At 55.7% G+C, this 25,945-nt stretch carries 22 protein-coding genes; 8 read left to right on the top strand and 14 right to left on the bottom strand.

The genetic code is table 11. The features are described from left to right. Positions 1-81: 81 nt before the first annotated feature. From ispC to rpsB, 5 genes are all read right to left on the bottom strand, one after another. A complete protein-coding gene (gene ispC, locus QMG90_RS17365) occupies positions 82-1,278 on the bottom strand; it encodes a 1-deoxy-D-xylulose-5-phosphate reductoisomerase (RefSeq protein ID WP_283280866.1) in 1,197 nt (398 codons plus the stop codon). Positions 1,279-1,374: 96 nt separating this feature from the next. Continuing rightward, the gene (gene frr, locus QMG90_RS17370; RefSeq protein WP_038155538.1) at positions 1,375-1,932 is read right to left on the bottom strand and encodes a ribosome recycling factor; all 558 of its coding nucleotides are present in this window, start codon (positions 1,930-1,932) and stop codon (positions 1,375-1,377) included. Positions 1,933-2,087: 155 nt separating this feature from the next. Further along, a complete protein-coding gene (gene pyrH, locus QMG90_RS17375) occupies positions 2,088-2,813 on the bottom strand; it encodes a UMP kinase (protein WP_038155539.1) in 726 nt (241 codons plus the stop codon). 146 nt (positions 2,814-2,959) lie between these two features. Continuing rightward, the gene (tsf, locus tag QMG90_RS17380) at positions 2,960-3,811 is read right to left on the bottom strand and encodes a translation elongation factor Ts (protein ID WP_283280868.1); all 852 of its coding nucleotides are present in this window, start codon (positions 3,809-3,811) and stop codon (positions 2,960-2,962) included. Positions 3,812-3,939: 128 nt separating this feature from the next. Next, on the bottom strand, positions 3,940-4,665 hold the full coding sequence (rpsB, locus tag QMG90_RS17385; protein WP_283280870.1) for a 30S ribosomal protein S2: 726 nt from the start codon (positions 4,663-4,665) through the stop codon (positions 3,940-3,942). Positions 4,666-4,983: 318 nt separating this feature from the next. Here rpsB and map point away from each other — a divergent pair, with 318 nt between their 5' ends. From map to QMG90_RS17405, 4 genes are all read left to right on the top strand, one after another. Next, positions 4,984-5,778, top strand: coding sequence for a type I methionyl aminopeptidase (gene map, locus QMG90_RS17390; RefSeq protein WP_283280871.1), 795 nt, complete (start codon positions 4,984-4,986; stop codon positions 5,776-5,778). 60 nt (positions 5,779-5,838) lie between these two features. Further along, complete coding sequence (gene glnD / locus QMG90_RS17395; RefSeq protein WP_283280872.1) at positions 5,839-8,502, top strand: bifunctional uridylyltransferase/uridylyl-removing protein GlnD; 2,664 nt, start codon at positions 5,839-5,841, stop codon at positions 8,500-8,502. Positions 8,503-8,534: 32 nt separating this feature from the next. Then, positions 8,535-9,359 carry a 2,3,4,5-tetrahydropyridine-2,6-dicarboxylate N-succinyltransferase gene (dapD, locus tag QMG90_RS17400; protein ID WP_038155548.1) on the top strand — a complete coding sequence of 275 codons (825 nt, stop codon included), beginning with the start codon at positions 8,535-8,537 and terminating at the stop codon, positions 9,357-9,359. A 109-nt stretch (positions 9,360-9,468) separates the two neighbouring features. Continuing rightward, complete coding sequence (locus QMG90_RS17405) at positions 9,469-9,858, top strand: DUF3461 family protein (protein WP_038155550.1); 390 nt, start codon at positions 9,469-9,471, stop codon at positions 9,856-9,858. A 45-nt stretch (positions 9,859-9,903) separates the two neighbouring features. Here QMG90_RS17405 and QMG90_RS17410 read toward each other — a convergent pair whose 3' ends face one another. From QMG90_RS17410 to dgt, 3 genes are all read right to left on the bottom strand, one after another. Continuing rightward, positions 9,904-11,061, bottom strand: a complete 1,158-nt coding sequence (locus tag QMG90_RS17410) for a CdaR family transcriptional regulator (protein ID WP_283280873.1) — start codon at positions 11,059-11,061, stop codon at positions 9,904-9,906. Between the two features lie 153 nt (positions 11,062-11,214). Further along, positions 11,215-12,648, bottom strand: coding sequence for a serine endoprotease DegP (degP, locus tag QMG90_RS17415; protein ID WP_283280875.1), 1,434 nt, complete (start codon positions 12,646-12,648; stop codon positions 11,215-11,217). 142 nt (positions 12,649-12,790) lie between these two features. Beyond that, positions 12,791-14,305: a dGTPase gene (gene dgt / locus QMG90_RS17420; RefSeq protein WP_283280877.1), complete on the bottom strand. Its 1,515-nt coding sequence runs from the start codon at positions 14,303-14,305 to the stop codon at positions 12,791-12,793. Between the two features lie 82 nt (positions 14,306-14,387). On the opposite strand from dgt, the gene mtnN reads away from it, so the two are divergent. From mtnN to QMG90_RS17435, 3 genes are read left to right on the top strand one after another with little or no spacing between them, the layout of a single operon-like run. Next, positions 14,388-15,086 (top strand): 5'-methylthioadenosine/S-adenosylhomocysteine nucleosidase, encoded by a 699-nt coding sequence (mtnN, locus tag QMG90_RS17425; protein WP_283280879.1) that lies wholly within the window; start codon positions 14,388-14,390, stop codon positions 15,084-15,086. Continuing rightward, positions 15,079-15,891 (top strand): vitamin B12 ABC transporter substrate-binding protein BtuF, encoded by an 813-nt coding sequence (btuF, locus tag QMG90_RS17430; protein ID WP_283280880.1) that lies wholly within the window; start codon positions 15,079-15,081, stop codon positions 15,889-15,891. Before mtnN ends, btuF begins: the two co-directional genes overlap by 8 nt. Before the next feature lie 2 nt (positions 15,892-15,893). Then, positions 15,894-16,517: a TRIC cation channel family protein gene (locus tag QMG90_RS17435; protein WP_283280881.1), complete on the top strand. Its 624-nt coding sequence runs from the start codon at positions 15,894-15,896 to the stop codon at positions 16,515-16,517. Positions 16,518-16,555: 38 nt separating this feature from the next. Here QMG90_RS17435 and erpA read toward each other — a convergent pair whose 3' ends face one another. Beyond that, on the bottom strand, positions 16,556-16,903 hold the full coding sequence (gene erpA / locus QMG90_RS17440) for an iron-sulfur cluster insertion protein ErpA (protein ID WP_054178414.1): 348 nt from the start codon (positions 16,901-16,903) through the stop codon (positions 16,556-16,558). Between the two features lie 81 nt (positions 16,904-16,984). After that, positions 16,985-18,403, bottom strand: coding sequence for a H(+)/Cl(-) exchange transporter ClcA (clcA, locus tag QMG90_RS17445; protein ID WP_283280883.1), 1,419 nt, complete (start codon positions 18,401-18,403; stop codon positions 16,985-16,987). A 145-nt stretch (positions 18,404-18,548) separates the two neighbouring features. On the opposite strand from clcA, the gene hemL reads away from it, so the two are divergent. Further along, positions 18,549-19,829, top strand: coding sequence for a glutamate-1-semialdehyde 2,1-aminomutase (hemL, locus tag QMG90_RS17450; protein WP_283280884.1), 1,281 nt, complete (start codon positions 18,549-18,551; stop codon positions 19,827-19,829). Between the two features lie 42 nt (positions 19,830-19,871). On the opposite strand, the gene fhuB is transcribed toward hemL, so the two are convergent. From fhuB to fhuA, 4 genes are read right to left on the bottom strand one after another with little or no spacing between them, the layout of a single operon-like run. Further along, positions 19,872-21,854: a Fe(3+)-hydroxamate ABC transporter permease FhuB gene (fhuB, locus tag QMG90_RS17455; protein WP_283280885.1), complete on the bottom strand. Its 1,983-nt coding sequence runs from the start codon at positions 21,852-21,854 to the stop codon at positions 19,872-19,874. Continuing rightward, on the bottom strand, positions 21,851-22,741 hold the full coding sequence (gene fhuD, locus QMG90_RS17460) for a Fe(3+)-hydroxamate ABC transporter substrate-binding protein FhuD (protein WP_283280886.1): 891 nt from the start codon (positions 22,739-22,741) through the stop codon (positions 21,851-21,853). Before fhuD ends, fhuB begins: the two co-directional genes overlap by 4 nt. Continuing rightward, entirely contained in the window at positions 22,741-23,538 is a 798-nt protein-coding gene (gene fhuC, locus QMG90_RS17465) for a Fe3+-hydroxamate ABC transporter ATP-binding protein FhuC (RefSeq protein WP_049857158.1), read from the bottom strand. Before fhuC ends, fhuD begins: the two co-directional genes overlap by 1 nt. A 48-nt stretch (positions 23,539-23,586) precedes the next feature. After that, positions 23,587-25,815 (bottom strand): ferrichrome porin FhuA, encoded by a 2,229-nt coding sequence (gene fhuA / locus QMG90_RS17470; RefSeq protein ID WP_283280887.1) that lies wholly within the window; start codon positions 25,813-25,815, stop codon positions 23,587-23,589. Positions 25,816-25,945: the final 130 nt, after the last annotated feature.

Genomic DNA, 25,945 nt, shown 5'->3' on the forward strand with positions numbered 1-25,945 from the left:
TCGCTACGATAGGGTGGCGCAGACTATATCACCGAAGCTCTGCGCTAACAAATGCCGCGACTCAACACAGACGGATTATCATCAGCTTGCGAAACGCATCACTTGTTTTTGCGCTATCTCACGCGCGCCAGCATCCACCGCAAGCACTTCATCAATACTTTGCGGTTCCGCCATCGACATCATCTCCAGTACCGATAAATTTAACGCCGCGATATCGGTAAAACGAATGCGTCCGGCGAGGAACGCGGCGACGGTAACTTCATTCGCCGCATTCAGCGTCGTGGTCGCCGCCTGCCCGTTCTCAAAGGCATTCATCGCCAGTTTCAGGCACGGATAGCGGTGATAATCAGGCGCAGCAAAACTTAATGTTCCCAGCGAGCAGAAGTCGAGCGGTTTGGCGCCGGAGACCACGCGCGCAGGCCACCCCATCGTATGGGCGATCGGCGTACGCATATCCGGCTCACCCAACTGCGCCAGCACGCTGCCATCCAGATAACGCACCATCGAGTGAATCACTGATTGCGGATGCAGCAGGACTTCCATCTGCGCGGCAGAAGCATTAAACAGCCAGCGGGCTTCGATATATTCCAGACCTTTGTTCATCATGGTGGCCGAATCGACGGAGATTTTACGCCCCATCGACCAGTTCGGATGTTTACATGCCTGATCCGGCGTCATTGCCGCCAGCTCAGACAGTGCGGTTTCACGAAACGGGCCACCAGACCCGGTAAGCAGAATCGACGAAACGCCATTCTGCTCCAGGTCAGCGTATCCCAGGTTCTGCTGAATTGTTTCCGGCAAACTCTGAAAAATCGCGTTATGTTCGCTGTCTACGGGCAGCAACTGCGCGCCGTTGCGTTTGACGGCATCCATAAACAGACGTCCGCAGGTCACCAGCGCTTCTTTGTTTGCCAGCAGCACCGTTTTCCCGGCGTGGATCGCCGCAAGCGTTGGTACCAGCCCCGCCGCTCCGACAATCGCCGCCATCACCAGGTCGACATCATCCAGTGCGGCGACGTCACTGGCTGCCTGTTGTCCACTCATGACTTCCGTTCGGCTACCGTGCTGCTGCAATGCCATTTTCAGCGTTTTCGCACTCTGGTCATCGTCCATCACGGCAAAGCGCGGCGTAAACTCCAGGCATTGCTCGACCATCCGGTCAACGTTTTTCCCGGCAACCAGCGCGGTAACGGCGAAGCGGTCACGGTTATGACGCACCACATCCAGTGTGTTACAGCCAATTGAGCCGGTAGAGCCAAGAACGGTTAATTGCTTCATGAAAGATCCGGAAGAATTTTAAAGAGGTATAAAAAGCAAAACGCCGCCAGCAAAGCTATAAGCCTCCTGTACGGCGTTGTCGGCTATCCGTGCAAATCAGAACTGCATCAGTTCTGCTTCTTTTTCTGCCAGCGCGGTATCAATTTTCTTGATAGCCACGTCAGTCAGTTTCTGCACGTCGTCCTGAGAACGGCGATCGTCATCTTCGCTGATCTCTTTGTCTTTCAGCAGCGCTTTTACTTTGTCGTTCGCGTCACGGCGCACATTACGCACAGCCACACGGCCCTGCTCGGCTTCGCCACGCACGACTTTGATCAGATCTTTACGACGTTCTTCGGTCAACGGCGGCAGTGGAACACGGATGTCGCTGCCCGCAGAGCTCGGGTTCAGACCCAGATCGGAGGCCATAATCGCTTTTTCAACCGCTGGTCCCATAGAACGATCGAACACGTTGATTTTCAGCGTGCGGGTATCTTCTACTGTGACGCTGGCCAGCTGACGCAGCGGCGTCGGCGTACCGTAATATTCGACGACAATGCCATCCAGCAGGCTGGGAGAAGCACGGCCCGTGCGAATTTTGCTGATTTGGTTTTTGAACGCTTCTACGCATTTTTCCATGCGCACTTCAGCATCTTTTCTGATATCGCTAATCACGTTACGAATCCTTGAAAACTTGTCTCAGTCAGACCAGACAGTCACACCGCGGAGAATAAAGTGTGCTAAGTATAGTCTCGTTTAAATCATGCCACCGGGTAAATCACCCGCCAATGTTAAAGCAGAATCTTACCCGTATTTGGCCGCGACGGAAATTATTCCGTAATCAAAGTGCCTTCTTTTTCACCCATCACCACGCGACGCAAAGCGCCTGGCTTGTTCATGTTGAAAACGCGAATCGGCAAGTTGTGGTCACGAGCCAGCGTAAAGGCTGCCAGATCCATGACTTTTAATTCTTTTTCCAGCACATCCTGATAGGTGAGCTGGTCGTACAGCGTTGCGGTCGGGTCTTTCATCGGGTCAGCCGAAAAGACGCCGTCCACTTTGGTGGCTTTCAGCACCACATCCGCTTCAATCTCGATCCCGCGCAGGCAGGCGGCGGAGTCGGTGGTGAAAAACGGGTTGCCGGTCCCTGCGGAGAGGATCACCACACGGTTGTTGCGCAGCAGGCTGATTGCTTCCGCCCAACTGTAGTTATCACACACGCCATTCAGCGGAATCGCTGACATCAGACGAGCATTCACATAGGCGCGATGCAGTGCGTCACGCATTGCCAGACCGTTCATCACAGTCGCCAGCATACCCATGTGATCGCCCACCACGCGGTTCATCCCCGCTTTCGCAAGCCCTGCGCCGCGGAATAAGTTACCGCCACCAATCACCACTCCGACCTGGATACCCAGTTCAACCAGTTCCTTAATTTCCTGCGCCATACGGTCGAGAATGCTTGCATCAATGCCGAAGCCTTCTGAGCCCTGCAGCGCTTCGCCACTCAGCTTAAGCAGAATACGTTTGTAGACGGGTTTTGCGTTGGTAGCCATGTTTCTTTCCTGAGACTGTCACGAATGGGATGGTTTTAATCTGGCGACATCATGCGTTGCTTCACAGTCGTACCCAATCGGAGCTGACTGAATTTCACATGATGGGTACAAAGAAGAGCCGCCCTCAGGCGGCTCCTTTACTTCGATTAAGACTGCTTGGACATGGCAGCAACTTCAGCTGCGAAGTCAGTCTCAACTTTCTCGATGCCTTCACCCACTTCAAAGCGGATGAAGCCAGTCACGTCAGCGTTGTGCTCTTTCAGCAACTGACCTACTGTTTTGCTCGGTTCCATCACGAAAGGCTGGCCGGTCAGAGAAACTTCGCCGGTGAATTTCTTCATGCGGCCTTCAACCATTTTCTCTGCGATTTCTTTCGGCTTACCAGACTGCATGGCGATGTCCAGCTGTACCTGGTACTCTTTTTCTACCACGTCAGCAGACACGTCTTCCGGCTTAACGAATTCCGGCTTGCTTGCAGCAACATGCATTGCCAGCTGTTTAACCAGTTCTTCGTCAGCGCCAGTTGCAGCAACCAGAACGCCGATACGCGCGCCGTGCAGGTAGCTGCCCAGCACGTTGCCTTCCAGGGAAGATACGCGACGGATGTTGATGTTTTCACCGATTTTGGCCACCAGGGCAACACGCTCTTCTTCGAACTGTGCTTTCAGAACTTCAACGTCAGTGATTTTGCCTGCAGTCGCCGCGTCCAGAACTTTATTAGCAAATGCCTGGAAGCCACCATCTTTAGCAACGAAGTCAGTCTGGCAGTTAACTTCCAGAATCACACCGTAGTTGCCGTCGATTTTGGTGAGGATCACGCCGTCAGCAGCAACGTTGCCTGCTTTTTTCGCCGCTTTGATAGCGCCGGATTTACGCATGTTCTCGATTGCCAGCTCGATGTCGCCGTTAGCTTCAACCAGAGCTTTTTTACATTCCATCATGCCTGCGCCAGTACGTTCGCGCAGCTCTTTTACCAGGGAAGCGGTAATTTCAGCCATTCTAAAATCCTCGGGAGATTGAGACCTGCCTGGCTCCCGGCCAAACAGATATAAAAGTGAAAAAGGGGCCATAAAGAGGCCCCTAACCAAACTCAGTACTACCTGGTTAAATAAGGGCTTGAACCTTATTATTCAGCTTCTACGAAGCTTTCTTCCGCCTGAGAAGCCAGATCCTGAGAACGGCCTTCACGAATGGTCGCAGCGACTGCGCCCAGGTACAAGTTGACAGCACGGATAGCATCGTCGTTACCCGGGATAACGAAATCAACGCCGTCCGGATCAGAGTTAGTATCAACGATAGCAAATACCGGAATACCCAGGTTGTTTGCTTCTTTGATAGCGATGTGCTCGTGGTCAGCGTCGATAACGAACAGTGCGTCCGGCAGGCCGCCCATGTCTTTGATACCGCCCAGGCTGTTTTCCAGCTTGTCCAGCTCACGAGTACGCATCAGCGCTTCTTTCTTGGTCAGCTTTTCGAAAGTACCGTCCTGAGACTGAGTTTCCAGATCTTTCAAACGTTTGATGGACTGACGAACGGTTTTCCAGTTAGTCAGCATACCGCCCAGCCAGCGATGGTTCACGAAGAACTGGTCGCAGCTGTTAGCAGCTTCTTTCACCGCTTCGCTTGCAGCGCGTTTGGTACCAACGAAAAGGATTTTACCTTTGCGAGAAGAAATCTTGCCCAACTCAGCCAGTGCGTCGTTGAACATCGGTACAGTTTTCTCAAGGTCGATGATGTAAATTTTGTTACGCGCACCGAAGATGAACGGCTTCATTTTCGGGTTCCAGTAACGGGTCTGGTGACCAAAGTGAACACCAGCCTTGAGCATGTCGCGCATGGAAACAGTTGCCATGTTTAAAACCTCTATATAAAAGTTGGGGTTATGCCTCCACGTATCCCATGTTACCGACCCCAAAGGGCACCCCGGAATATGTGCCGATACGTGTGTGTTGTTACACAAAGTGAGATTTAGCGCTTCCGTCCAGCCGGTATATCTGAGATGGATCGGAAGTCCGGCGCGCTTTATACCATAAATCGCCGTCGGAAACCAATAAATGTTGGCGCTACGTGCTGAACTGGATTCTCAATTTGGCAGGAAGTACGCCGGGCTGATACCATTGCAGCACTTAGACTAGTATTGCCGAAAAATCGGCCCTGATGGACAGAATTCATGGCTATCTCAATCAAGACCCCTGAAGAAATCGAAAAAATGCGCGTCGCGGGCAAACTGGCTGCGGATGTGCTGGAAATGATCGAACCGTATATCAAGCCAGGCGTGAGCACTGGCGAACTGGATCGCATCTGCAACGACTACATCGTGAATGAACAGCACGCGATCTCCGCCTGCCTCGGCTATCACGGCTTCCCGAAATCCGTGTGCATCTCTATTAATGAAGTGGTGTGCCACGGCATTCCGGATGACGAAAAATTGCTGAAAGATGGCGACATCGTCAACATTGACGTGACCGTCATTAAAGACGAGTACCATGGCGACACCTCAAAAATGTTTATTGTCGGAAAACCGACCATTCTGGGCGAGCGCCTGTGCCGCGTCACTCAGGAGAGCCTGTATATCGCGCTGAAAATGGTGAAACCGGGCATTCGTCTGCGAGCTCTCGGCGCCGCTATCCAGAAATTTGTTGAAGCGGAAGGGTTTTCCGTGGTGCGCGAATATTGTGGTCACGGCATTGGCCGCGGGTTCCATGAAGAGCCGCAGGTACTGCATTATGACGCTGATGACGGCGGCGTGGTGCTGAAACAGGGCATGACCTTCACTATTGAGCCGATGGTCAACGCCGGCGATTACCGCATCCGCACCATGAAAGACGGCTGGACGGTGAAAACGAAAGACAGAAGCTTGTCTGCACAATACGAGCATACTATTGTGGTGACGGACAACGGCTGCGAAATTCTGACGCTACGCAGGGATGACACCATCCCGGCGATAATCTCGCACAACGAATGACGAAGAGCCGGCGAAAGCCGGCTTTTTTATGGGTGATAGTTTTCTCTTATGGGTGGCGCGATGAACACTTCTTTACCTGACACCACACTGCCTGTTTTGCCCGATCAACCCGCGAACCCGGTTTCGTGGCCGGAAACATTCCTCGACTGCGCGACGATCAAAGCGCAACTGGAGACATTCCAGCGCTGGCTCGGCGATGCCTTCGACAGTGGGATCTCCGCGGAACAGCTGATTGATGCCCGCACCGTGTTTATCGATCAGTTACTGCAGCGCCTGTGGCTGCATTACGGCTTTGGCGAGATGAGCGACGTGGCGCTGGTCGCCGTTGGCGGCTACGGGCGCGGCGAACTGCACCCGCTGTCAGATATCGATCTGCTAATACTCAGCCGTAAAAAGTTGCCGGACGACGCAGCGCAAAAGATTGGCGAACTGCTGACGCTGCTGTGGGATGTCAAGCTGGAAGTCGGTCACAGCGTCCGTACGCTGGAAGAGTGCCTGCTGGAAGGGTTATCCGACCTCACCGTCGCCACCAACCTGATTGAAACCCGCCTGCTCATTGGCGATGTCGCGCTGTTTCTCGAACTGCAAAAGCACATTTTCAGTGACGGCTTCTGGCCTTCTGAGAAATTCTTTGCCGCCAAAGTGGAAGAACAGAACGATCGCCACCAGCGCTATCACGGCACCAGTTATAACCTCGAGCCGGATATCAAAAGCAGCCCTGGCGGCTTACGGGATATCCACACTCTGCAGTGGGTTGCGCGCCGTCACTTCGGCGCTACCTCACTCGACGAAATGGTCGGTTTCGGCTTTCTGACCGAAGCCGAACGCAACGAGCTGAACGAGTGCCTGCATCTGCTGTGGCGCATCCGTTTTGCGCTCCATCTGGAACTTAATCGCTACGATAACCGTCTGCTGTTTGATCGTCAGTTAAGCGTCGCGCAGCGGCTCAACTACCACGGCGAAGGTAATGAGCCGGTTGAGCACATGATGAAGGATTTTTACCGCGTCACCCGTCGCGTCGGCGAGCTGAACCAGATGCTGCTCCAGCTGTTTGACGAAGCCATTCTGGCGCTGACCGAAGACGAAAAACCGCGCCCGCTGGATGACGATTTCCAGTTGCGCGGTACGCTCATCGATCTGCGCGATGAAACGCTGTTTATGCGCGAACCGCAGGCGATCCTGCGCATGTTCTACATAATGGTGCGTAACAGCACCATCACCGGAATCTACTCCACCACGCTGCGTCATTTGCGCCACGCGCGTCGCCATCTGGCGCAGCCGCTGTGTTACATCCCGGAGGCGCGGTCGATTTTCCTCAGCATGTTGCGCCACCCCGGCGCGGTACGCCGCGGTCTGCTGCCTATGCACCGCCACAGCGTGCTGTGGGCGTATATGCCGCAGTGGTCGCACATCGTCGGGCAAATGCAGTTCGATCTGTTTCACGCCTACACGGTCGATGAGCACACCATTCGCGTCCTGCTGAAACTGGAAAGTTTTGCCCATGAAGAGACCCGCTCGCAGCACCCACTGTGTGTTGAACTCTGGCCACGGCTGAACCACCCGGAACTGATCCTCATCGCCGCCCTGTTTCACGATATCGCCAAAGGGCGCGGCGGCGACCATTCCGTGCTCGGTGCGCAGGACGTACTGAAGTTTGCGGAACTGCATGGTCTCAACTCCCGCGAAACGCAGCTTGTCGCCTGGCTGGTGCGCCATCATCTGTTAATGTCGGTGACCGCGCAGCGCCGCGATATTCAGGATCCTGAAGTGATTAAGCAGTTTGCCGAAGCGGTGCAGACCGAAAACCGCCTGCGTTTTCTGGTCTGCCTGACCGTCGCCGATATCTGCGCCACCAACGAAACACTGTGGAACAGCTGGAAACAGAGCCTGCTGCGCGAACTCTTTTTCGCGACGGAAAAACAACTGCGCCGCGGCATCCAGAGCATGCCGGATATGCGTGAACGCGTACGCCATCATCAGTTGCAGGCGCTGGCGTTACTGCGGATGGACAACATCGACGAAGAGGCGCTGCATCAGATTTGGGCGCGCTGCCGTGCCAACTACTTTGTGCGCCACACGCCGAACCAGCTCGCCTGGCACGCACGTCATCTGTTACAGCACGATCTGAAACAGCCGTTGATCCTGCTAAGCCCACAGGCGACGCGCGGCGGCACGGAAATTTTCATCTGGAGTCCTGACCGCCCTTACCTCTTCGCCGCCGTCTGCGCGGAACTCGACAGACGTAACCTCAGCGTGCACGACGCGCAGATTTTCACCACCCGCGACGGCATGGCAATGGATACCTTTATCGTGCTGGAGCCAGACGGTAGCCCGCTGTCGGCGGATCGTCACGAGGTTATCCGTCACGGGCTGGAGCAGGCGATTACCCAGCGCGCCTGGCAGCCGCCAACGCCGCGCCGGAAACCGGCAAAACTGCGTCATTTCACCGTCGATACCGAAGTCAGTTTTCTGCCGACGCATACCGACAGAAAATCCTTCCTTGAGCTGATTGCCCTCGATCAACCCGGACTGTTAGCCCGTGTCGGCCAGGTATTTGCCGACCTCGGTATTTCGCTCCACGGGGCCAGGATCACCACGATTGGCGAGCGAGTAGAAGATTTATTTATAATCGCCACCGCCGACCGGCGTGCCCTTAATAATGCGCTGCAACAAGAAGTGCAACAGCGGTTGACAGCAGCCCTCAATCCAAACGATAAAGGGTAACGTTATTTTTTAAGTGAATGGAAAGAGAAACAATGCAGCAGTTACAGAACGTTATTGAGTCCGCTTTTGAACGCCGTGCCGAGATCACTCCGGCAAACGTGGATACCGTTACCCGTGAAGCGGTTAACCAGGTCATCTCCCTGCTTGATTCCGGTGCACTGCGTGTTGCCGAAAAAATCGAGGGTCAGTGGGTGACCCACCAGTGGCTGAAGAAAGCGGTTCTGCTCTCTTTCCGTATTAACGATAATCAGGTTATCGATGGTGCGGAAAGCCGCTACTTCGATAAAGTGCCGATGAAATTCGCCGATTACGATCAGGCGCGTTTCCAGAAAGAAGGTTTCCGCGTCGTACCGCCAGCCGCGGTGCGTCAGGGGGCGTTCATCGCCCGCAACACCGTGCTGATGCCCTCTTACGTGAACATCGGCGCATACGTTGACGAAGGATCAATGGTCGATACCTGGGCGACTGTCGGCTCCTGCGCGCAGATTGGTAAAAACGTTCACCTCTCCGGTGGCGTTGGCATTGGCGGCGTTCTGGAACCGCTGCAGGCCAACCCGACCATCATCGAAGACAACTGCTTCATCGGCGCCCGTTCTGAAATCGTCGAAGGGGTAATCGTTGAAGAAGGCGCGGTGATCTCCATGGGCGTGTACATCGGCCAGAGCACCAAAATTTATGATCGTGAAACCGGTGAAGTGCATTACGGTCGCGTCCCGGCGGGCTCCGTGGTGGTTTCCGGCAACCTGCCGTCAAAAGACGGCAAATACAGCCTGTACTGTGCAGTCATTGTCAAAAAAGTCGACGCCAAAACGCGCGGCAAAGTCGGTATTAACGAGTTGCTACGCACCATCGATTAATATCGGGATTGAAAAGCGGGCGTGTCCCGCTTTTTTTACATGTTGCGCTGGCGGAAATGGATTTTTTCATTAATTATTCAATAGTTATATTGAAATTAGGGGTACCGCTATGTACGACAATCTGAAAAGTCTGGGCATTACCAATCCTGATGAAATCGATCGTTACAGCCTCCGGCAGGAAGCCAATAACGATATCCTGAAAATCTATTTCCAGAAGGATAAAGGCGAGTTTTTCGCTAAGAGCGTGAAATTCAAATATCCGCGCCAGCGAAAGACCGTCGTGGCGGATGGCGTGGGTCAGGGCTACAAAGAAGTGCAGGAAATCAGCCCGAATCTGCGCTATGTGATTGATGAACTGGATCAAATCTGCCTGCGCGACCGTACTGAAGTCGATCTGAAGCGTAAGATCCTTGACGACCTTCGTCATCTGGAAAGCGTGGTCACTAACAAGATCAATGAAATCGAAGCGGATCTTGAAAAGCTGACCCGTACCAAATAAGTGGTTTATTGCCGGGCGGCGGTTTCGCCTTGCCCGGCAATCACTTCACCGTTGCTCATCCAGTTGCAATGCAATATAGAGCAGCAGCCTGTCGTCAAAATTACCTAAATCCAGCCCGGTCAGTTCTGAAATGCGGTTCAGACGATATTCAAGCGTGTTGCGGTGAATAAATAGCGCCTTTGACGTCGCCAGCGGCTGCACGTTGTGACGAAACCAGGCCTGCAACGTACGACGCAACAGCCCGTTGTTATCCATCGCTTTCAGCCGCACCAGCGGGCGGGCCAGTTCGTTCGCCTGCCAGCCGCCGCGCAGGCTGTCGAGCAGCACGGGTAACATCAGATCCTGATAAAAATAGCTGCGGCTGTCGGGCATCCGTTGTTTGCCGACCATCATGGTTGTTCGCGCCGTGCGCCAGGAACGCGCGATGCTACCCGGCCCGGTAAAGTAGTTCCCCAGCGCTACGCGAAAACGCAACTGGCCGTTCTCTTTCATGCGGGAGATCAGCTGTTCCACGCGGCGACGGTGATCGTCCGCATCCCAGCGACCAAAGTTGTTCAGCGCCGGTTTCAGCACCACCATTTCAGTCAGCGACACAATCGCGATGAGGTTATTGCGTTCGGGAGTGGTCAGCGCCGTTTGCAGCTGTTGCAGCTCCGCCATCGCGCTGTCTACGCCAAGCTGTCCGCTGTCGACTTCCACCACCGCCGCAACGCGCGGTTGGTTGAGATCAATGCCCAGTCGCTGCGCCCACTCCGTCAGCGCCGGGGTGTTCTCTTCTGCCTGAATCAGGTTCATCACCAGTTCTTCACGCAGTCGGCTGTCCTGCGCCAGCAAATGCATCAGGCGAGATTGTTCCAGCATCATTTCGGCGGTCATGCACACCAGTTCACCGTATTTGCGCAGGGATTCCGGTTCGCCGGTCAGGCCGATAACGCCGACAATCTCCCCTTCCAGACGCAGCGGCAGGTTGATCCCTTCACGGACGCCGTGCAGATGGCGGGCGACGGCATGATCGATATCCACAACCCGGCCCTGTGACAGCACCAGTAACGCACCTTCGTGCAATTCCCCAATACGTTCACGATCGCCGCTGCCGATGATCCGCCCGCGGGCATCCATCACGTTGATATTGGTATCAATGATGCGCATGGTGCGCGCCACGATATCCTGCGCCATTTTGGTATCAAGATGCCAGCCAGCCATATCCCCTCCTGTCAGCAGAGCATCAGCTTAGTGAAGATACTACGCTACCACATTGTGCAGATGCACAAACCAGCGGTCAGATGTATGGAGATGTGGGAATAATCACAGATTGGAAAGAAAGCGGCCCCTCCCGGACGGGAGGGGCCCTGGGGATTACTGCATCAGCAGGTAAATCGTGCTGTCGCCGCGCTGGATATTCAACGCCAGAACAGACGGTTTGCTGTCGAGGATCTTACGCAGATCCGCGATATTCTTCACTGGCTGCTGGTTAGCGCCGACAATGATATCGCCTTTCTTCAGGCCAATCTGCGCAGCCGGAGAAGCGGCTTTCACGGTATTCACCACCACGCCTTTGTCCTGGCCTTTGTTGCTCATTTCAGCGCCTTCAATGCCGTTGAAAATAGAGCTGGATTCCACCTGCGTCTGGCTGCTCTGTTGCAGTTCCAGCGATACCGTCATCGGTTTGCCGTCACGCAGCAGACCCAGACTGACTTTGCTGCCGACCGGCATTGAGCCCACCTGCGCACGCAGTGCCGCGAAGCTGCTGATCGGTTTGCCATCCAGCGAGGTGATGACGTCACCCGCTTTAACGCCTGCTTTCGCCGCAGAAGAATTCGGCATGACCTGGCTGACGAAGGCCCCGCGCTGCGCGTCGACTTTCATCGCTTTCGCCAGCTCAGAGTTCAGTTCGGTACCCATAATGCCCAGCTCGCCGCGTTTCACCTGGCCATACTTGACCATCTGCTCGGTCAGGTTTTTCACCATGTTGCTCGGAATGGCAAAGCCGATGCCGATGTTGCCGCCGTCCGGCGCCAGGATCGCGGTGTTAATACCAATCAGTTCGCCATTCAGGTTGACCAGCGCACCGCCGGAGTTCCCGCGGTTAATCGCCGCATCCGTCTGGATAAAGTTTTCATAGTTTTCCACGTTCAGGCCGCTACGGCCCAGCGCGGAGACAATCCCGGAGGTGACGGTTTCGCCGAGACCAAACGGGTTACCAATCGCCACCGTGTAATCACCAACCCGCAGCGCATCGGAATCAGCGAGTTTAATCGCCGTCAGGTTTTTCGGATCCTGAACCTGGATCAGCGCGATGTCAGAGCGCGGATCTTTACCGACGACTTTAGCGTCAAGTTTACGGCCATCACTCAACTGGACTTTAATCGACGTCGCGTTGTCGACCACGTGGTTGTTGGTCACCACATAGCCTTTCGCGGCATCAATAATGACGCCGGAACCCAACGCCATGAATTTTTGCTGCTGGCCGCCGCCATTACCACCGGCGCCCGGGCCACCCTGGCAGAACGGAGAACTCTGGAATGGGGAACCGTCCTGGCAGAATGGGGAATCATCACCAAAGAACTGCTGAAAGTTGCGCGGCATCCGCGGTGTATTAACGGTGGTGCTACCCTCAACGTTAATACTAACCACTGAAGGCATGACTTTTTCAAGCATCGGCGCCAGGCTTGGCATCTGCTGCGCTGTGGTTGCCGTGGAGGCCGTTTCCGCCGCCGTCGCCGACAGTGGCGATAATGCTAAGCTTAAACTCAGAGCCAGTGCACTCATTGCTAACGTGGTTTTTTTCATGTTTCTCAATCTCAATTCCAATTTCAGATAGGGCTAAAACGCTGTGTACGTCACTATCAGATTCACTTTATAGCGGGAAGTTCCGGAATTAAGTTTATGGAAAAAGTAAAAAAATATTGTCCGTCTTTACAAAACTCACCGCTTATTCCACCGCCATCAGACGGCGGTATTCATCCCAGGCGTAGAGATCGGTCATGCCGCTGATATAATCCTGGATCAGGCGGCAACGATAATAATATTCCATCACCACGAACGTCGCCGAATCACGTGGAACTTTATTTACCGCTTCGATATAAGCCAGTCGATGGCGGGTCGACAGTTTCTGAAAAAGCCGTGATTCAATCGGCAAATGACGCAGCCGTTCTTTTGCCACCAGCTCGCTAAAATCATGCTCCGATAATTCCAGCAACGGTTTGTAGATCTCCAGCAGGCCACTAATGACGCGGTATCCCTGCAATTCCAGTTGTTCTACGTCCGGGTGACAGAACACATGTTTCATTGCCACCTTTTTATAGAGATCAAGCAGTTGACTAAAGTCGCTGTCATCTTCCAGCAGCGCATGGTTAAATTCGCCGTCAAAAATCTGCGCGATATTATCAATAAAGCGCTGCGCCGCATAAGGCACCAGCTTATTCAGCGTGTTGACCCGCAAATACATAAAGAACTGATCTTCTGTACTGCGGCTCAGGGAATTAGAACGCGATTTATCCCACGCATTTTCGACGACCTGAGAAAACAGCGATCCTTTTTCATGATGCCCCCAGGCGTCATGCAGATGCTGATACAACTGCTCGACACTAAATATGCGTTTTTCTACCGCATCTTCTAGGTCGGCCACGCAATAAGAGATGTCATCCGCAGCTTCCATTATCCAGGTCAGCGGAAAACGACTGTAAGGCGCCAGTGAAAGTTCTTTACGCAGCCGTGCAATGTAGGGCTCTTCTGACAGGTAATAACCCGGTTTTTTCATCAGATAACTATGGGTTTGCGGCGGCGGCCCCACCCACCACGCCGGGCGCGTGTACTTCAGAATGCAGCCCACCTGCGCCCAGGTGAGGTTCATACGCATTAGCGTATGGACCAGGCGAATGCCCTGCGCGTTGCCTTCAAACTGGCACAGGTCCTGGCGCACCTTGCGGCGCAGCTCGTTCAGCGCCTCTTCGCCTTCCCTAAGCGGTAATCCGGGCACCGCGCAACGGTCGTCGCTCAGCGGCTGGCTGGCGGCATCACTCGGGAACAGACGCTGGCGGAACCAGTCGTTGATCGCCGCTTCGCCAAAGTGACCAAACGGCGGGTTGCCGATGTCGTGCATCAGGCAGGCCATTTCGACAATGCTCTCAAACGGCCCGGTGAGCTCATCCAGCCCGTAGGTCGCCAGCAGTTTTTGCTCTTTCAGGCGCGTCAGCACCTCTTTGGCGATATAGCGCCCGACCTGCTGCACCTCCAGCGAATGGGTAAGACGCGTACGCACCGCGGCATTTCGTTCCAGCGGGAAGACCTGGGTTTTTTGCTGCAACCGACGAATCGCTGGTGAGTTAATGATGCGCCCGCGGTCGCTTTCGAAAATGCGCAGGATCTCATGTTCGGTTTTCTCGCCCTGCGGAGAACGATAACGCCGACGCCAGTTTATTTTATTGCGAAAGTCGATCTTAGCCATACCCGCTCCCGGTCCGGAAATGCGCATCTTCTGAGCGCATGGTAAACTATGCCTCTAATTATGACTTATCGCGAGTAAATCTATGAAAATCGGCATTATTGGTGCAATGGAAGAAGAAGTTACGCTGCTGCGTGACAAAATCGAGAACCGCAAAACGCTCACTCTGGGTGGAAGCGAAATTTACACCGGTACGCTGAATGGCACAGAGATCGCATTGCTCAAATCCGGGATCGGTAAAGTGGCGGCGGCGATGGGCGCGACCCTGCTTCTCGAACATTGCAAACCCGATGTCATCATTAACACCGGCTCCGCAGGCGGTCTTGCCCCGACGCTGAAGGTGGGTGATATCGTCGTTTCTGACGAAGCGCGCTATCACGATGCCGACGTTACCGCCTTCGGTTACGAATATGGTCAGTTGCCGGGCTGCCCGGCAGGTTTTAAGGCGGATGAGAAACTGATCGCCGCCGCAGAAAACTGCATCACTGCGCTGAACCTGCACGCGGTGCGCGGGCTCATCGTCAGCGGCGATGCCTTCATCAACGGCTCTGTCGGCCTGGCGAAAATTCGCCACAACTTCCCGCAAGCGATTGCCGTCGAGATGGAAGCCACCGCCATTGCGCATGTCTGCCACAGCTTTAGCGTGCCGTTTGTGGTGGTCCGCGCGATCTCCGACGTGGCCGACCAGCAGTCACACCTCAGCTTTGACGAGTTCCTCGCTGTCGCCGCGAAACAGTCTACCCTGATGGTAGAAACGCTGGTGCAGAAGCTGGCGCGTGGCTAACGCCTGCTTCAGGGCTGTCATCGCCCTGCTCCTGCTTACCCCGGCGTGGCTGCTCGCCGCGCCGCGGGTCATTTCTCTTTCTCCGTCCAATACCGAACTGGCTTTCGCCGCCGGGATCACCCCTGTCGGCGTGAGCGCGTTTTCTGATTATCCGCCGGAAGCCGCCGCCATTGAGCAGGTAGCGAGCTGGCAGGGCATCAACCTTGAACGCATTGTGGCGCTGAAACCAGACCTGGTGCTGGCGTGGAAAGAGGGAAACGCCGAACGCCAGATCAACCAGCTGAGCACGCTGGGCATCCACGTGCTGTGGATTGAAACCGATTCTGTCGCCAGCATCATCGACGCGCTGCAACAACTGGCCGCCTGGAGTCCGCAGCCTGAAAAAGCGAAACAGGCCGCTCGTGAGTTACAACATGACTATGTAGAGCTGAAATCCCGCTACGCCAGCACGCCTGAAACGCGCGTTTTTTTGCAGTTCGGCACAAATCCCCTCTTTACCAGCGGAAAGCACTCGATTCAGAACGAGATCCTCGAACTGTGTGGTGGAGAAAACATTTTTGCTGCCAGCCGGGTTCCCTGGCCGCAGGTCAGTCGCGAGCAGGTGCTGTCCCGCGATCCGCAGGCCATCGTCTTCGGGGGAAAAGAGAGAGAAGTTCCGAAAATTGAAGCTTACTGGCATACCCAGCTCAAAATTCCGGTTATTGCTCTCAATAGTGACTGGTTTGAACGCGCGAGCCCGCGTATTATCCTCGCCGCAAAACAACTCTGTTCTGCGCTTGCGCAGGTGAATCAGGCAGGAAAATAACGATGCTCGTATATTGGCTGGATATCGTAGGTACAGCCGTTTTTGCTATCTCCGGCGTTCTGCTCGCCGGAAAACTCCGCATGGATCCCTTTGGCGTACTGGTGCTCGGCGTGGTCACGGCCGTCGGTGGCGGTACGATTCGCGATATGGCGCTGGCCAATGGCCCGGTATTCTGGGTGAAAGATCCCACGGATCTGGTCGTCGCGATGGTCACCAGCATGCTGACAATTTTGCTGGTGCGTCAGCCACGCCGGTTGCCAAAATGGATTTTGCCGGTGCTTGATGCCGTCGGACTGGCGGTGTTCGTCGGAATTGGCGTCAACAAGGCGTTTCTGGCTGACAGCGGGCCGTTAGTCGCTATCTGTATGGGCGTGGTGACTGGCGTCGGCGGTGGGATCATCCGTGACGTGCTGGCGCGCGAAATCCCGATGATTTTACGCACCGAAATCTACGCCACCGCCTGTATTGTCGGCGGCATTGTGCATGCGACGGCACATCACACGTTCGCGATGTCTCTCGAAAATTCAGCGATGCTGGGGATGTTAGTGACGCTGGTAATTCGCCTGGCGGCGATACGCTGGCATCTGAAACTGCCGACGTTTGCACTGGATGAAAACGGACGGTAACGCGGTATGTCGGCCCGGTCAGTGCCGGGCCAACGGCATCAGATACTGAACGAGGAACCACACCCGCAGGTGCTGGTGGCGTTCGGGTTGGAGACGATGAAGCGAGAACCTTCCAGGCCTTCCGTGTAATCCACAGAACCTCCCACCAGATACTGCAGGCTCATCGGATCCACAACCAGACCGACACCCTGCTTCTCAATGGTCATATCGCCTTCGTTGATCTGATCGTCAAAGGTAAAACCGTACTGGAACCCGCTGCAACCACCGCCAGTGATGTACACGCGCAATTTCAGGTTCGGGTTGTCTTCATCCGCAATCAGGCTTTTTACCTTGTTCGCTGCGGCATCGGTAAACTGCAGCGGCAGTGCTGCTACGTCATCACTCATTTCTTACTCCCGGTTATACTGCAGTCAGGTTAAATTATAACCTGAGCTTTTGAGCCATTATCTAATACCCGAGTATTTCGTTCAAGTATTCTCCCCACTCACCTGCTGTGTATTGCGCTCTTGTTCTGTCTGCTGTTTTGCCAGTGTACGCGCGAGGATAGTGGAGTATAGCGGCTTACCGCCCAGAAATTGTGCCAGTAGTGTTGCGCCAAGACAGGTAATAATCATTGGCAAAATGAGCTGATAATTGTCAGTCATTTCCAGAACCAGCACGATCCCGGTGAGTGGCGCGCGCAGCGACGCCGCCAGCAATGCCCCCATTCCGGCAATCGCAAAGGTGCCTGCGTCCAGTTGATATGCCGGAAAACTGACGGCCGCCGCCATGCCGAACGCAGTGCCGAGCAGCGTCCCCAGCGCCAGCATTGGCGCAAAAATTCCGCCCGGCGCGCCGGAAGAGAAGCAGAGCAGTGTCGTCACCACGCGGGCGATAAAAATAAACAGCAGCACGCCGATGGTGTAATTACCCGCTGCCGCGATCGGGATGAGATAAAAACCGCCGCCTGCCGCTGCGGGTTGGATCAACCCCAGCACGCCGCACGCCCCGCCAATCACGCCGCCGATCAGCACCCATTTTTTGATTTCCCCGCCATGCAGGCGTTGAAACATATCCTGCGTACGCAGCACCAGCGCGTTAAACAGCGGGCCCACGCAGCCGAAAATCATCCCTAAAATCAGATACAGCCACAGCGTATTCACGGGCGCGTTCGACAGATGCCCGACATCGATAATCGCCACTTCGCCGTTGAAAATACGAAACACGATGCTCGACATGATAACGCCGGTAAACACCGCTTTAATGGAGATGAGGTTATAGCGAAACTGTGGGCGCATCTCTTCGATGATAAACAGGATCCCGGCCAGCGGCGCATTAAACGCCGCCGACAACCCCGCCGCGGCCCCGGTCGCCAGCAGCGTATGGCGCGCTTCCGGGCTGCGCATCCGGAACAGATCCAGCACCATGCGACCAATGTTGCCGCCAATCTGTACTGTCGGCCCTTCGCGACCCAGTACCATACCCGCGCCCAGCGTTCCCATCCCACCGATGAATTTTACCGGCAGCACCCGCCACCAGCGCACCGGACGCAGCTCTTCCAGCGCGCCTTCGATTTCCGGGATCCCCGACCCCCCCGCTTCCGGCGCAAAGCGGCGTACCAGAAAATAGCCCACCATCGCCAGCAACGCCGAGAGGATAAACGCCAGCGGCCAGAGCAGAAAAGCGTGATCCGCCACCTGCGTCAGCGTTCCGATGCGCCAGTTCTGTACCCCCGTGACGGCTTTTTCAAAAGCGACGCCCACCAGCCCGGTGATCGTGCCCACCACGGCCGCCATCAGCAGAATCGCCAGCGGCGTTTTGTCGCGGTTCAGCAGACGACGCACCACATGGCGGCGGCGTAAACGAAGTAATTGCTGTGATTCAAAAGAAGACGTTTCTGCTTTCATGCCATTATCGTTAATTGGTCATACAAATCGCGCGGCGTATTGTACTCATCCTGCCGCCGTGCTGTCGCCTGAAAATTCCCTGCTCTTACTCGCGGAATATCTTAGAATAGTCCTCATTTCGCTTTCTACGAACCAGGAAAAGGCTATGAGCAAATCAGAAAACCTCTTCAGCGCCGCGCGCGAACTCATCCCCGGCGGTGTTAACTCACCGGTACGCGCCTTCACCGGCGTGGGCGGTACGCCGCTGTTTATCGAACGTGCCGATGGTGCTTACCTGTACGACGTAGACGGCAAAGCGTATGTCGATTACGTAGGCTCCTGGGGGCCGATGGTGCTGGGGCACAACCATCCTGCCATCCGCAATGCAGTGATTGAAGCGGCGGAACGTGGTCTGAGCTTCGGTGCGCCCACCGAAATGGAAGTGAAAATGGCGGCGCTGGTCACCGAACTGGTGCCGACGATGGATATGGTGCGCATGGTGAACTCCGGCACCGAAGCGACCATGAGCGCGATCCGTCTGGCGCGTGGTTTTACTGGTCGCGATAAAATCATCAAATTTGAAGGCTGCTATCATGGCCACGCCGACTGCCTGCTGGTGAAAGCCGGTTCCGGCGCGCTGACCCTTGGCCAGCCGAACTCGCCAGGCGTGCCGGCAGATTTCGCGAAACATACCCTGACCTGTACCTATAACGATCTGGCATCGGTCCGCGCGGCGTTTGAGCAGTATCCGCAGGATATCGCCTGTATCATCGTTGAACCGGTCGCGGGCAACATGAACTGCATTCCACCGCAACCAGGTTTCCTGTCAGGCCTGCGCGCATTGTGCGACGAATTTGGCGCGCTGCTGATCATTGACGAAGTGATGACTGGCTTTCGCGTGGCGCTGGCGGGCGCGCAGTCGTATTACGATGTGGTGCCGGATCTGACCTGCCTTGGCAAAATCATCGGTGGCGGTATGCCTGTCGGCGCGTTCGGCGGACGCCGTGACGTGATGGACGCGCTGGCGCCGACTGGCCCGGTCTATCAGGCGGGCACGCTGTCCGGCAACCCAATTGCCATGGCCGCCGGTTTCGCCTGTTTAACAGAAGTCTCCCAGCCGGGCGTGCATTCCACGCTCACCGCGCTGACGACGCAACTGGCGAATGGCTTACTGGAGGCGGCAAAAGAGGCGGGGATCCCGCTGGTAGTGAACCACGTTGGCGGTATGTTCGGGATTTTCTTTACCGATGCGGAAACCGTGACCTGCTATCAGGATGTGGTGAAATGCGACGTGGAGCGGTTTAAACGCTTCTTCCATTTAATGCTGGAGGAAGGTGTTTACCTGGCGCCATCGGCGTTTGAAGCGGGCTTTATGTCGGTTGCCCACAGCGAAGAAGATATCGATAACACTATCGATGCAGCCCGCAGAGTGTTTGCGCAACTGTAAGTGTTGCAGGCCGGGTACGCGTGAGCGCTGCCCGGCATTGCGTTATCTGCTCTGCTTCCTCAGCAGGTAGATGAAGTACGGCGCGCCGATAAACGTCGACAGCAGCCCCGCCGGGATCTGGTAGGGGAACAGCACCATCCGCCCACACCAGTCAGCAAGCACCAGCAGCAGTCCGCCAAGGAGCGCCGACAGCACGATGTGCGGCATCGTCCGGCGGAATCCCATCATGCGCGCCATATGCGGCGCCATCAGACCAATAAAGCTGAGTGGTCCAATGGTCATCGTCGCGGTGGCTGTCAGACACGCCGCCAGCAACAGCAAACCAACGCGCGACGGCGTCAGCGCTATCCCGACCGCACGGGCCGTTTCACCGCCCAGCGGTAAAATGGTCAGCCAGCGACGGCAAAACGGCACCAGCGCCAACAGCACAATCATCATTAACCCGGTGCGAACCACCTGCGGATACGACGCGTTGTAGGTCGACCCGGAGATCCACGTCAGGATCTGCGCCATACGCGGGTCGCCGCTGGCCTGTAACATCATCAACAGCATGGCGAACGCCGTGCTGAGCGCCATCCCCGCCAGCAGCATCCGGTGCGGCGAAAAGCCGCCACGCCCGGCGGCGATCAGGATAACCATCAGCGTCGCTGCTGCACCAAGACTACCGGCGGGCATCAGCCAGCCAAAGGCATCACCTGGTACGAAAAACAGCATCACCACCACACCAAACGCCGCGCCGGAGGAGATCCCCAGCACTTCCGGGCTGGCCATCGGGTTGCCGGTCAGACGCTGGATAATACAGCCCGCCACCGCCAGCATCATCCCGGCGATCAGCGCCGCCAGAATTCGCGGCGCGCGCCATTCCATTAGCTGATTCAGCAATTCACTGCCCGCCCACTGCCAGCCCTGAGAATCACGACCAAATGAGAGAGATACCAGCATCACCAGTAGCAACACCGCCAGCCCCGCCAGCGACCAGACCAGTACGCGCTGGCGTTCAACAGCGACATGATCCCCGGCATCCATCGCCGGCGCGCTGATGCTGCGCAGACGCGGCAACAGCCAGAGCAGCAGCGGTGCGCCAATCAGCGCGGTCACGGAACCGGTTGAGACTTCCATCCAGACGCGGGAAAGCCAGAGGATGATTTGATCGGACAGCCAGAGGATCAGCGCGCCAATGAGCGGCGCCAGCATCAGGCGGGAAAGCAATCGACGGGCGCCAAGCATTTTCGCCAGCAGCGGCGCAAACAGACCGATAAAACCGATGATCCCCACCGCGTTCACCAGCAGGGCGCTGATGACAATCGCCAGCACCAGCGCGGCCAGACGCGCCAGCGACAGCGCCAGCCCGAGGTTACGCGCCACGCCATCATCCAGCCCCATCAGCGTCAACGGACGCAATAGCAGCAGGGTCAGCATCACGCCGCCAAGCAGTTGCGGCCACAGTTGTTTCACCACGCTCCAGTCAGTTTGCGTCAGCGTCCCGGTACCCCACAGGAACACGCTCTGCAGTTGATCATGATGGAAAATCGCCAGCAACTGATTGATTGCGCCGCAGTACATGCTGACCACCAGACCCGCGAGGATCAGCGTCACTGGCGACAGGCGTTTGCCCCAGGAGACGCCGAACACCAGCGCACCGACGATACAGGCACCCGCCAGCGCCGCAAACTGCGATGTCAATGTGCCGGGCAAGGCCCACAACGCGGTAACGGTGATCCCCAGTTGCGCGCCTGTCGCGACGCCGAGCGTCGTCGGTTCCGCCAGCGGGTTACGCAGCACCTGCTGGAACAGCACGCCCACTAACCCCAGCCCGGCGCCCACCAGCAGTGAAACCACCACTCGCGGCAGTAAACTGTAGTGGAACAGCATCTGCGCGATGCTATCAATGTCCGGCTGCCAGAACGCCTCGCCCCACTGCGCGCGCGGCAATGCGATATTGAAATTCACCCAGCTCAGCACTGCGGCGGCAATGAACAGCACAAGCAATAGCGCTGCCGGGAAAAGCGCAATTCGCGATCTCATGCTTTTCCTCCCAGCGCGTTATCCAGCACGCGAATAAAATTCATCGCCGACAGCGTGGCGCCGTAGAACCAGACCGCAGGCACGCGCTGGAAACGCTGCTGGCGGACAAACGGCATCGCCTGCCACAGCGGTGTCGCCATCAGTTTTTGCATGTCGGCGTCGTTGCCGTGGTCAAAGCACAGCACGTCCACATCTTTAAATTCGCCGAGACGGTCGATCCCCACCACTTCACTGCCCCAGAAGTTGGGATTGCCCTGCCAGGCATTGACGATGCCGTACGCGTCAAGAATCGGCTGGAACAGACAGTTAGGGCCGAAGGCGAGCATATGGCGGGCGTCGAGCAGCGTCAGCATCAGCAACGGGCGCTGGCCTCGCTGCGTAAAGCGTGATTTGTGCTGTGCGACAAACTGGTCGAAGTGATCAAGATGCTGGTGGGCCGCTGCCTCCAGCCCGAGCAGTTGCGACATTTCCACCAGCGATTTACGCGCCATCGCCAGCGGATTTTTACCGTCACTAAAGTTAAAGCCACGACCGGGGGCGATTTTCGCCAGCGTCTCCGGCGATGGACCATAACCTGATGACCAGACCATATAAGACGGTTTCATTTCGGTCAGCAGTTCAAGATTGGGCTCAGTGCGTAATCCAACGTCAATCACCGAATCAGGCAGCGCGGGCTCGTTCACCCACAGCTTGTAGTTGGGAATATCAGCAATGCCATAAGGCGTCACGCCAAGCGCCAGCAGCAGCTCCACTGGCAGCCATTCCAGCGCCACGATGCGATGCGGATCGACCAATGCCGCGCGGGCGTCGTTCATTTTCAGCAGCAACGGCGACAGCGCCATGGCGGTCAGCAAACGTCGGCGGCTAATTAACATTGAACTGTCCATCAATAGACAAAACTTACCGGTGCAGCGCCCGCCGGGTGTGGCAGAATGCCCATCGGAATACCGTAGATCTGTTCCAGCGTTTCACCGCACATCAGCGTTTCCGGCGTTCCCTGAGCAATCATTTCACCGCCACGCAGCGCCACCAGAAAATCGCAGTACCGCGCCGCCATGTTGATGTCATGCAGCACAGCGATCACCGTCAGCCCGCGCTGCTGGCTCAGACGATGCACCAGCGCCAGCACGTCCACCTGATGCGCGATATCCAGCGCGGAAGTCGGTTCGTCAAGCAGCAGACAGCGGCTGTCCTGCGCCACCAGCATGGCGATCCACGCCCGCTGACGTTCGCCGCCCGAGAGACTGTCCACCAGACGATGCGCCAGCGGCTTTAAGCCAACCAGGCTTATCGCCTCTTCCACTTTTTCTCTGTCCGCCACGCCAAAGCGCCCTAACGCGCCGTGCCACGGATAACGCCCAATCGCCACCAGTTCGCGCACCGTCATCCCTTCCGCCTGCGGTAGTTGCTGCGGCAGATAGGCGACCTTACGGGCGAACGACTTGCTGTTCCAGCTCTCCAGTGGCTGTCCGTCGAGCAGGATCTCCCCTTCCGACGGCGGCTGATGGCGGCCGAGCATTTTCAGCAACGTCGATTTGCCCGAGCCGTTATGACCGATGAGTCCGGTCACTTTGCCCACAGGAAACGTCAGAGAGAGAGGATGCAGCAGCGTACGGCCCGGTACGCGGAAAGAGACGTTGCTAAGCGAAAAGGTAGTTTCGGAAAGAGAAGTTTTTTCCTGCATAGCGACCAACGTGTGAAAAAGGCGCGGCAAGCCGCGCCTGAAAAGGATTTAGAAACGGAACGTTGCGGTAGCAACCACCTGACGCTCTGCGCCCCAGAAACAACCGTAGGTTTCGAAGCAGCTGGAGACGTATTCACGATCAAATACGTTGTTAACGTTCACCGCGAGGCTGGAGCCAGCCATACCGAAGCGTGCCAGATCGTATTTCACAACCGCGTCCATGACGGCAGCGCTACCGACCTTGAAGGTATTTGCCGGATCGCCATAACTGGAACCAATAAAGCGTCCACCGGTACCCAGCGTCAGGCCTGACAGAGTACCTTCATTGAAGGTGTAATCGCCCCACAGAGAAGCCATATGCTTAGGTACCTGCACCACGGTATTACCTTTCAGATTGGTATCTTTCGTGTATTGCGCATCGGTGTAGGTGTAAGACGCAGTCACGTTGATATTGGCATTTACCGCCGCTTTGGCTTCGAGTTCTGCACCGCGAGAACGAATCTCACCCGCAGGCACCTGATTCAGAGCATTGTTAGGATCCGCCATCAGGGTGTCAGATTTGGTCAATTGATAGAGCGCCCCAGTCACCACGATCGGCATATCTTTCGGTACATATTTCACGCCCGCTTCATACTGCTCACCTTTAGAAGGTGCATAAGCAACGCGAGGTGTACTGTAAAGACTAAAGGCGTTCGGTTCGAAAGACTGGCTATAGCTAACGTATGGTGAAATACCATTATCGAACAGATAGTTAACGCCACCACGCCAGGTAAATTTGTGATCGTTGCGATCGATGTAGCCATTGTCGCTGCGAACGGTAGTTGCCTGCTTCGACCAGTCATAGCGACCGCCCAGCGTCACCACCCATTTGTCCCACTCAGCTTGATCCTGAACGTAAATGCCCGTTTGCTTGCTTTCGTTCATCTGGTAAGGAACAGCATCACCAAAATCAACATCATTCATTGACGGCAGATTGTTGAGATCCAGCGCCGGGGCGTTACCAAACAGGGCATTGATATCGTTGCGCATACGCATGTAATCAACACCGGTCAGCAGCGTATGATCGACACTGCCGGTCGCAAATTTGCTTTGCAGTTGAGTATCAACGCTAAAATTCTGCAAACGCTCGTTGTCCACGACAGTGCCACGCCCCAGGTAATGTGCCTGTTGTTCTGGCGTCAATGCCTGACAGTAAACGTTGAAGGCATTCATGCTGTTGTTACACAGACCGGTACCGTAAGCACTTTTTTGTGCAACCTTCATTTCAGAGAAACGCAGGTTCTGGCGCACGGTAAACGTGTCGTTGAAACCGTGTTCGAAGCTGTAACCCACCATTTTCTGATTACGGGAATAGGTGTTGTTACTGGCTCCTTCGTTGAAACTGGTTGGCAGATGACCACCATTTGGCAACGGTTGAACAGTCCCTTCTTTCGGTAACCAGCCGTAGTAGCCAGTTTCCGGTTCATTCTGGAAGTATGACAGGAAGGTGAAATTGGTTTTGTCATCCGGGCGCCAGGAGAAAGACGGCGCAATCGCATAGCGTTGCTGCTTCGCATTTTCCTGCTGCTCATTACTGGAACGCGCCACGCCGGTCAGACGGTAGGAGAATTCACCGTTGTCATCCAGCGCATCACTGAAATCAAAACCGGTCTGGAACAGATTATCTGTTCCCATTTTGAACTGAACTTCACGCAGCGGCTCAGTGGTCGGGCGCTTGCTGACCATAGAGATAATACCGCCCGGGTTGCTTTTACCATACAGCACCGATACCGGGCCGCGCATCAGCTCAACACGCTCCAGCATGTAGGGATCGATGACCGCATCGTTATAGAAATCACCCTGCAACTTCATGCCATCCAGATAGTTATTCTGGCTCAGGCCAACAGAAGAAAAACCACGGATGATGACAAAATCATAGGTATTCGAAGCACCACGGCTGCTGACCGTCACGCCTGGCGTGTAACCCAACGCTTCCTTGACGGACTGGAACTGATGCATTTGCATCTCTTCGTTCGTCACCACGGAAATCGACTGCGGCGTTTTTTCAATCGGGGTATCGGTTTTCGTTGCCGTCGCGGTACGTTTGGCGGCAATCGTCGGTGCCGGGCCCCAGGCGCTTTCCTGGGCGGCAGGTGCGGCGGTAACGGTGAGGGTTTCTTCTTTCGGTTGTTCAGCCGCCTGTGCGTATACAGACATGCCGCTAACCGCTGTGGCTACTACCACTGCGATTTTACGCAGCGTGGCAGGCTTTGGCTGAGCAGTTTTTAGACGCGCCATTTCGTTTCTCTGATGAAATAGTGAATGATAACGTAAACGAGAATTATTATTATACCGGCAGCATAATAGGCGAAACGACGCGGCCATAGCAAGTGGAATGCGCCCCTGAGGGTTCTAAGGGAATAAAAAA

This window comes from Trabulsiella odontotermitis (assembly GCF_030053895.1).
Taxonomy (GTDB): Bacteria; Pseudomonadota; Gammaproteobacteria; order Enterobacterales; family Enterobacteriaceae; genus Trabulsiella; species Trabulsiella odontotermitis_C.

Coding starts and splice junctions, on each gene's coding strand:
- fhuB (WP_283280885.1), bottom strand. CDS start 21,854: ATGAGATCGCGAATTGCGCTTTTCCCGGCAGCGCTATTGCTTGTGCTG.
- fhuC (WP_049857158.1), bottom strand. CDS start 23,538: ATGCAGGAAAAAACTTCTCTTTCCGAAACTACCTTTTCGCTTAGCAAC.
- dgt (WP_283280877.1), bottom strand. CDS start 14,305: ATGGCTAAGATCGACTTTCGCAATAAAATAAACTGGCGTCGGCGTTAT.
- fhuD (WP_283280886.1), bottom strand. CDS start 22,741: ATGGACAGTTCAATGTTAATTAGCCGCCGACGTTTGCTGACCGCCATG.
- glnD (WP_283280872.1), top strand. CDS start 5,839: ATGAACACTTCTTTACCTGACACCACACTGCCTGTTTTGCCCGATCAA.
- dapD (WP_038155548.1), top strand. CDS start 8,535: ATGCAGCAGTTACAGAACGTTATTGAGTCCGCTTTTGAACGCCGTGCC.
- QMG90_RS17435 (WP_283280881.1), top strand. CDS start 15,894: ATGCTCGTATATTGGCTGGATATCGTAGGTACAGCCGTTTTTGCTATC.
- mtnN (WP_283280879.1), top strand. CDS start 14,388: ATGAAAATCGGCATTATTGGTGCAATGGAAGAAGAAGTTACGCTGCTG.
- fhuA (WP_283280887.1), bottom strand. CDS start 25,815: ATGGCGCGTCTAAAAACTGCTCAGCCAAAGCCTGCCACGCTGCGTAAA.
- QMG90_RS17410 (WP_283280873.1), bottom strand. CDS start 11,061: ATGGCTGGCTGGCATCTTGATACCAAAATGGCGCAGGATATCGTGGCG.
- map (WP_283280871.1), top strand. CDS start 4,984: ATGGCTATCTCAATCAAGACCCCTGAAGAAATCGAAAAAATGCGCGTC.
- hemL (WP_283280884.1), top strand. CDS start 18,549: ATGAGCAAATCAGAAAACCTCTTCAGCGCCGCGCGCGAACTCATCCCC.
- pyrH (WP_038155539.1), bottom strand. CDS start 2,813: ATGGCTACCAACGCAAAACCCGTCTACAAACGTATTCTGCTTAAGCTG.
- erpA (WP_054178414.1), bottom strand. CDS start 16,903: ATGAGTGATGACGTAGCAGCACTGCCGCTGCAGTTTACCGATGCCGCA.
- rpsB (WP_283280870.1), bottom strand. CDS start 4,665: ATGGCAACTGTTTCCATGCGCGACATGCTCAAGGCTGGTGTTCACTTT.
- QMG90_RS17405 (WP_038155550.1), top strand. CDS start 9,469: ATGTACGACAATCTGAAAAGTCTGGGCATTACCAATCCTGATGAAATC.
- degP (WP_283280875.1), bottom strand. CDS start 12,648: ATGAAAAAAACCACGTTAGCAATGAGTGCACTGGCTCTGAGTTTAAGC.
- clcA (WP_283280883.1), bottom strand. CDS start 18,403: ATGAAAGCAGAAACGTCTTCTTTTGAATCACAGCAATTACTTCGTTTA.
- tsf (WP_283280868.1), bottom strand. CDS start 3,811: ATGGCTGAAATTACCGCTTCCCTGGTAAAAGAGCTGCGCGAACGTACT.
- ispC (WP_283280866.1), bottom strand. CDS start 1,278: ATGAAGCAATTAACCGTTCTTGGCTCTACCGGCTCAATTGGCTGTAAC.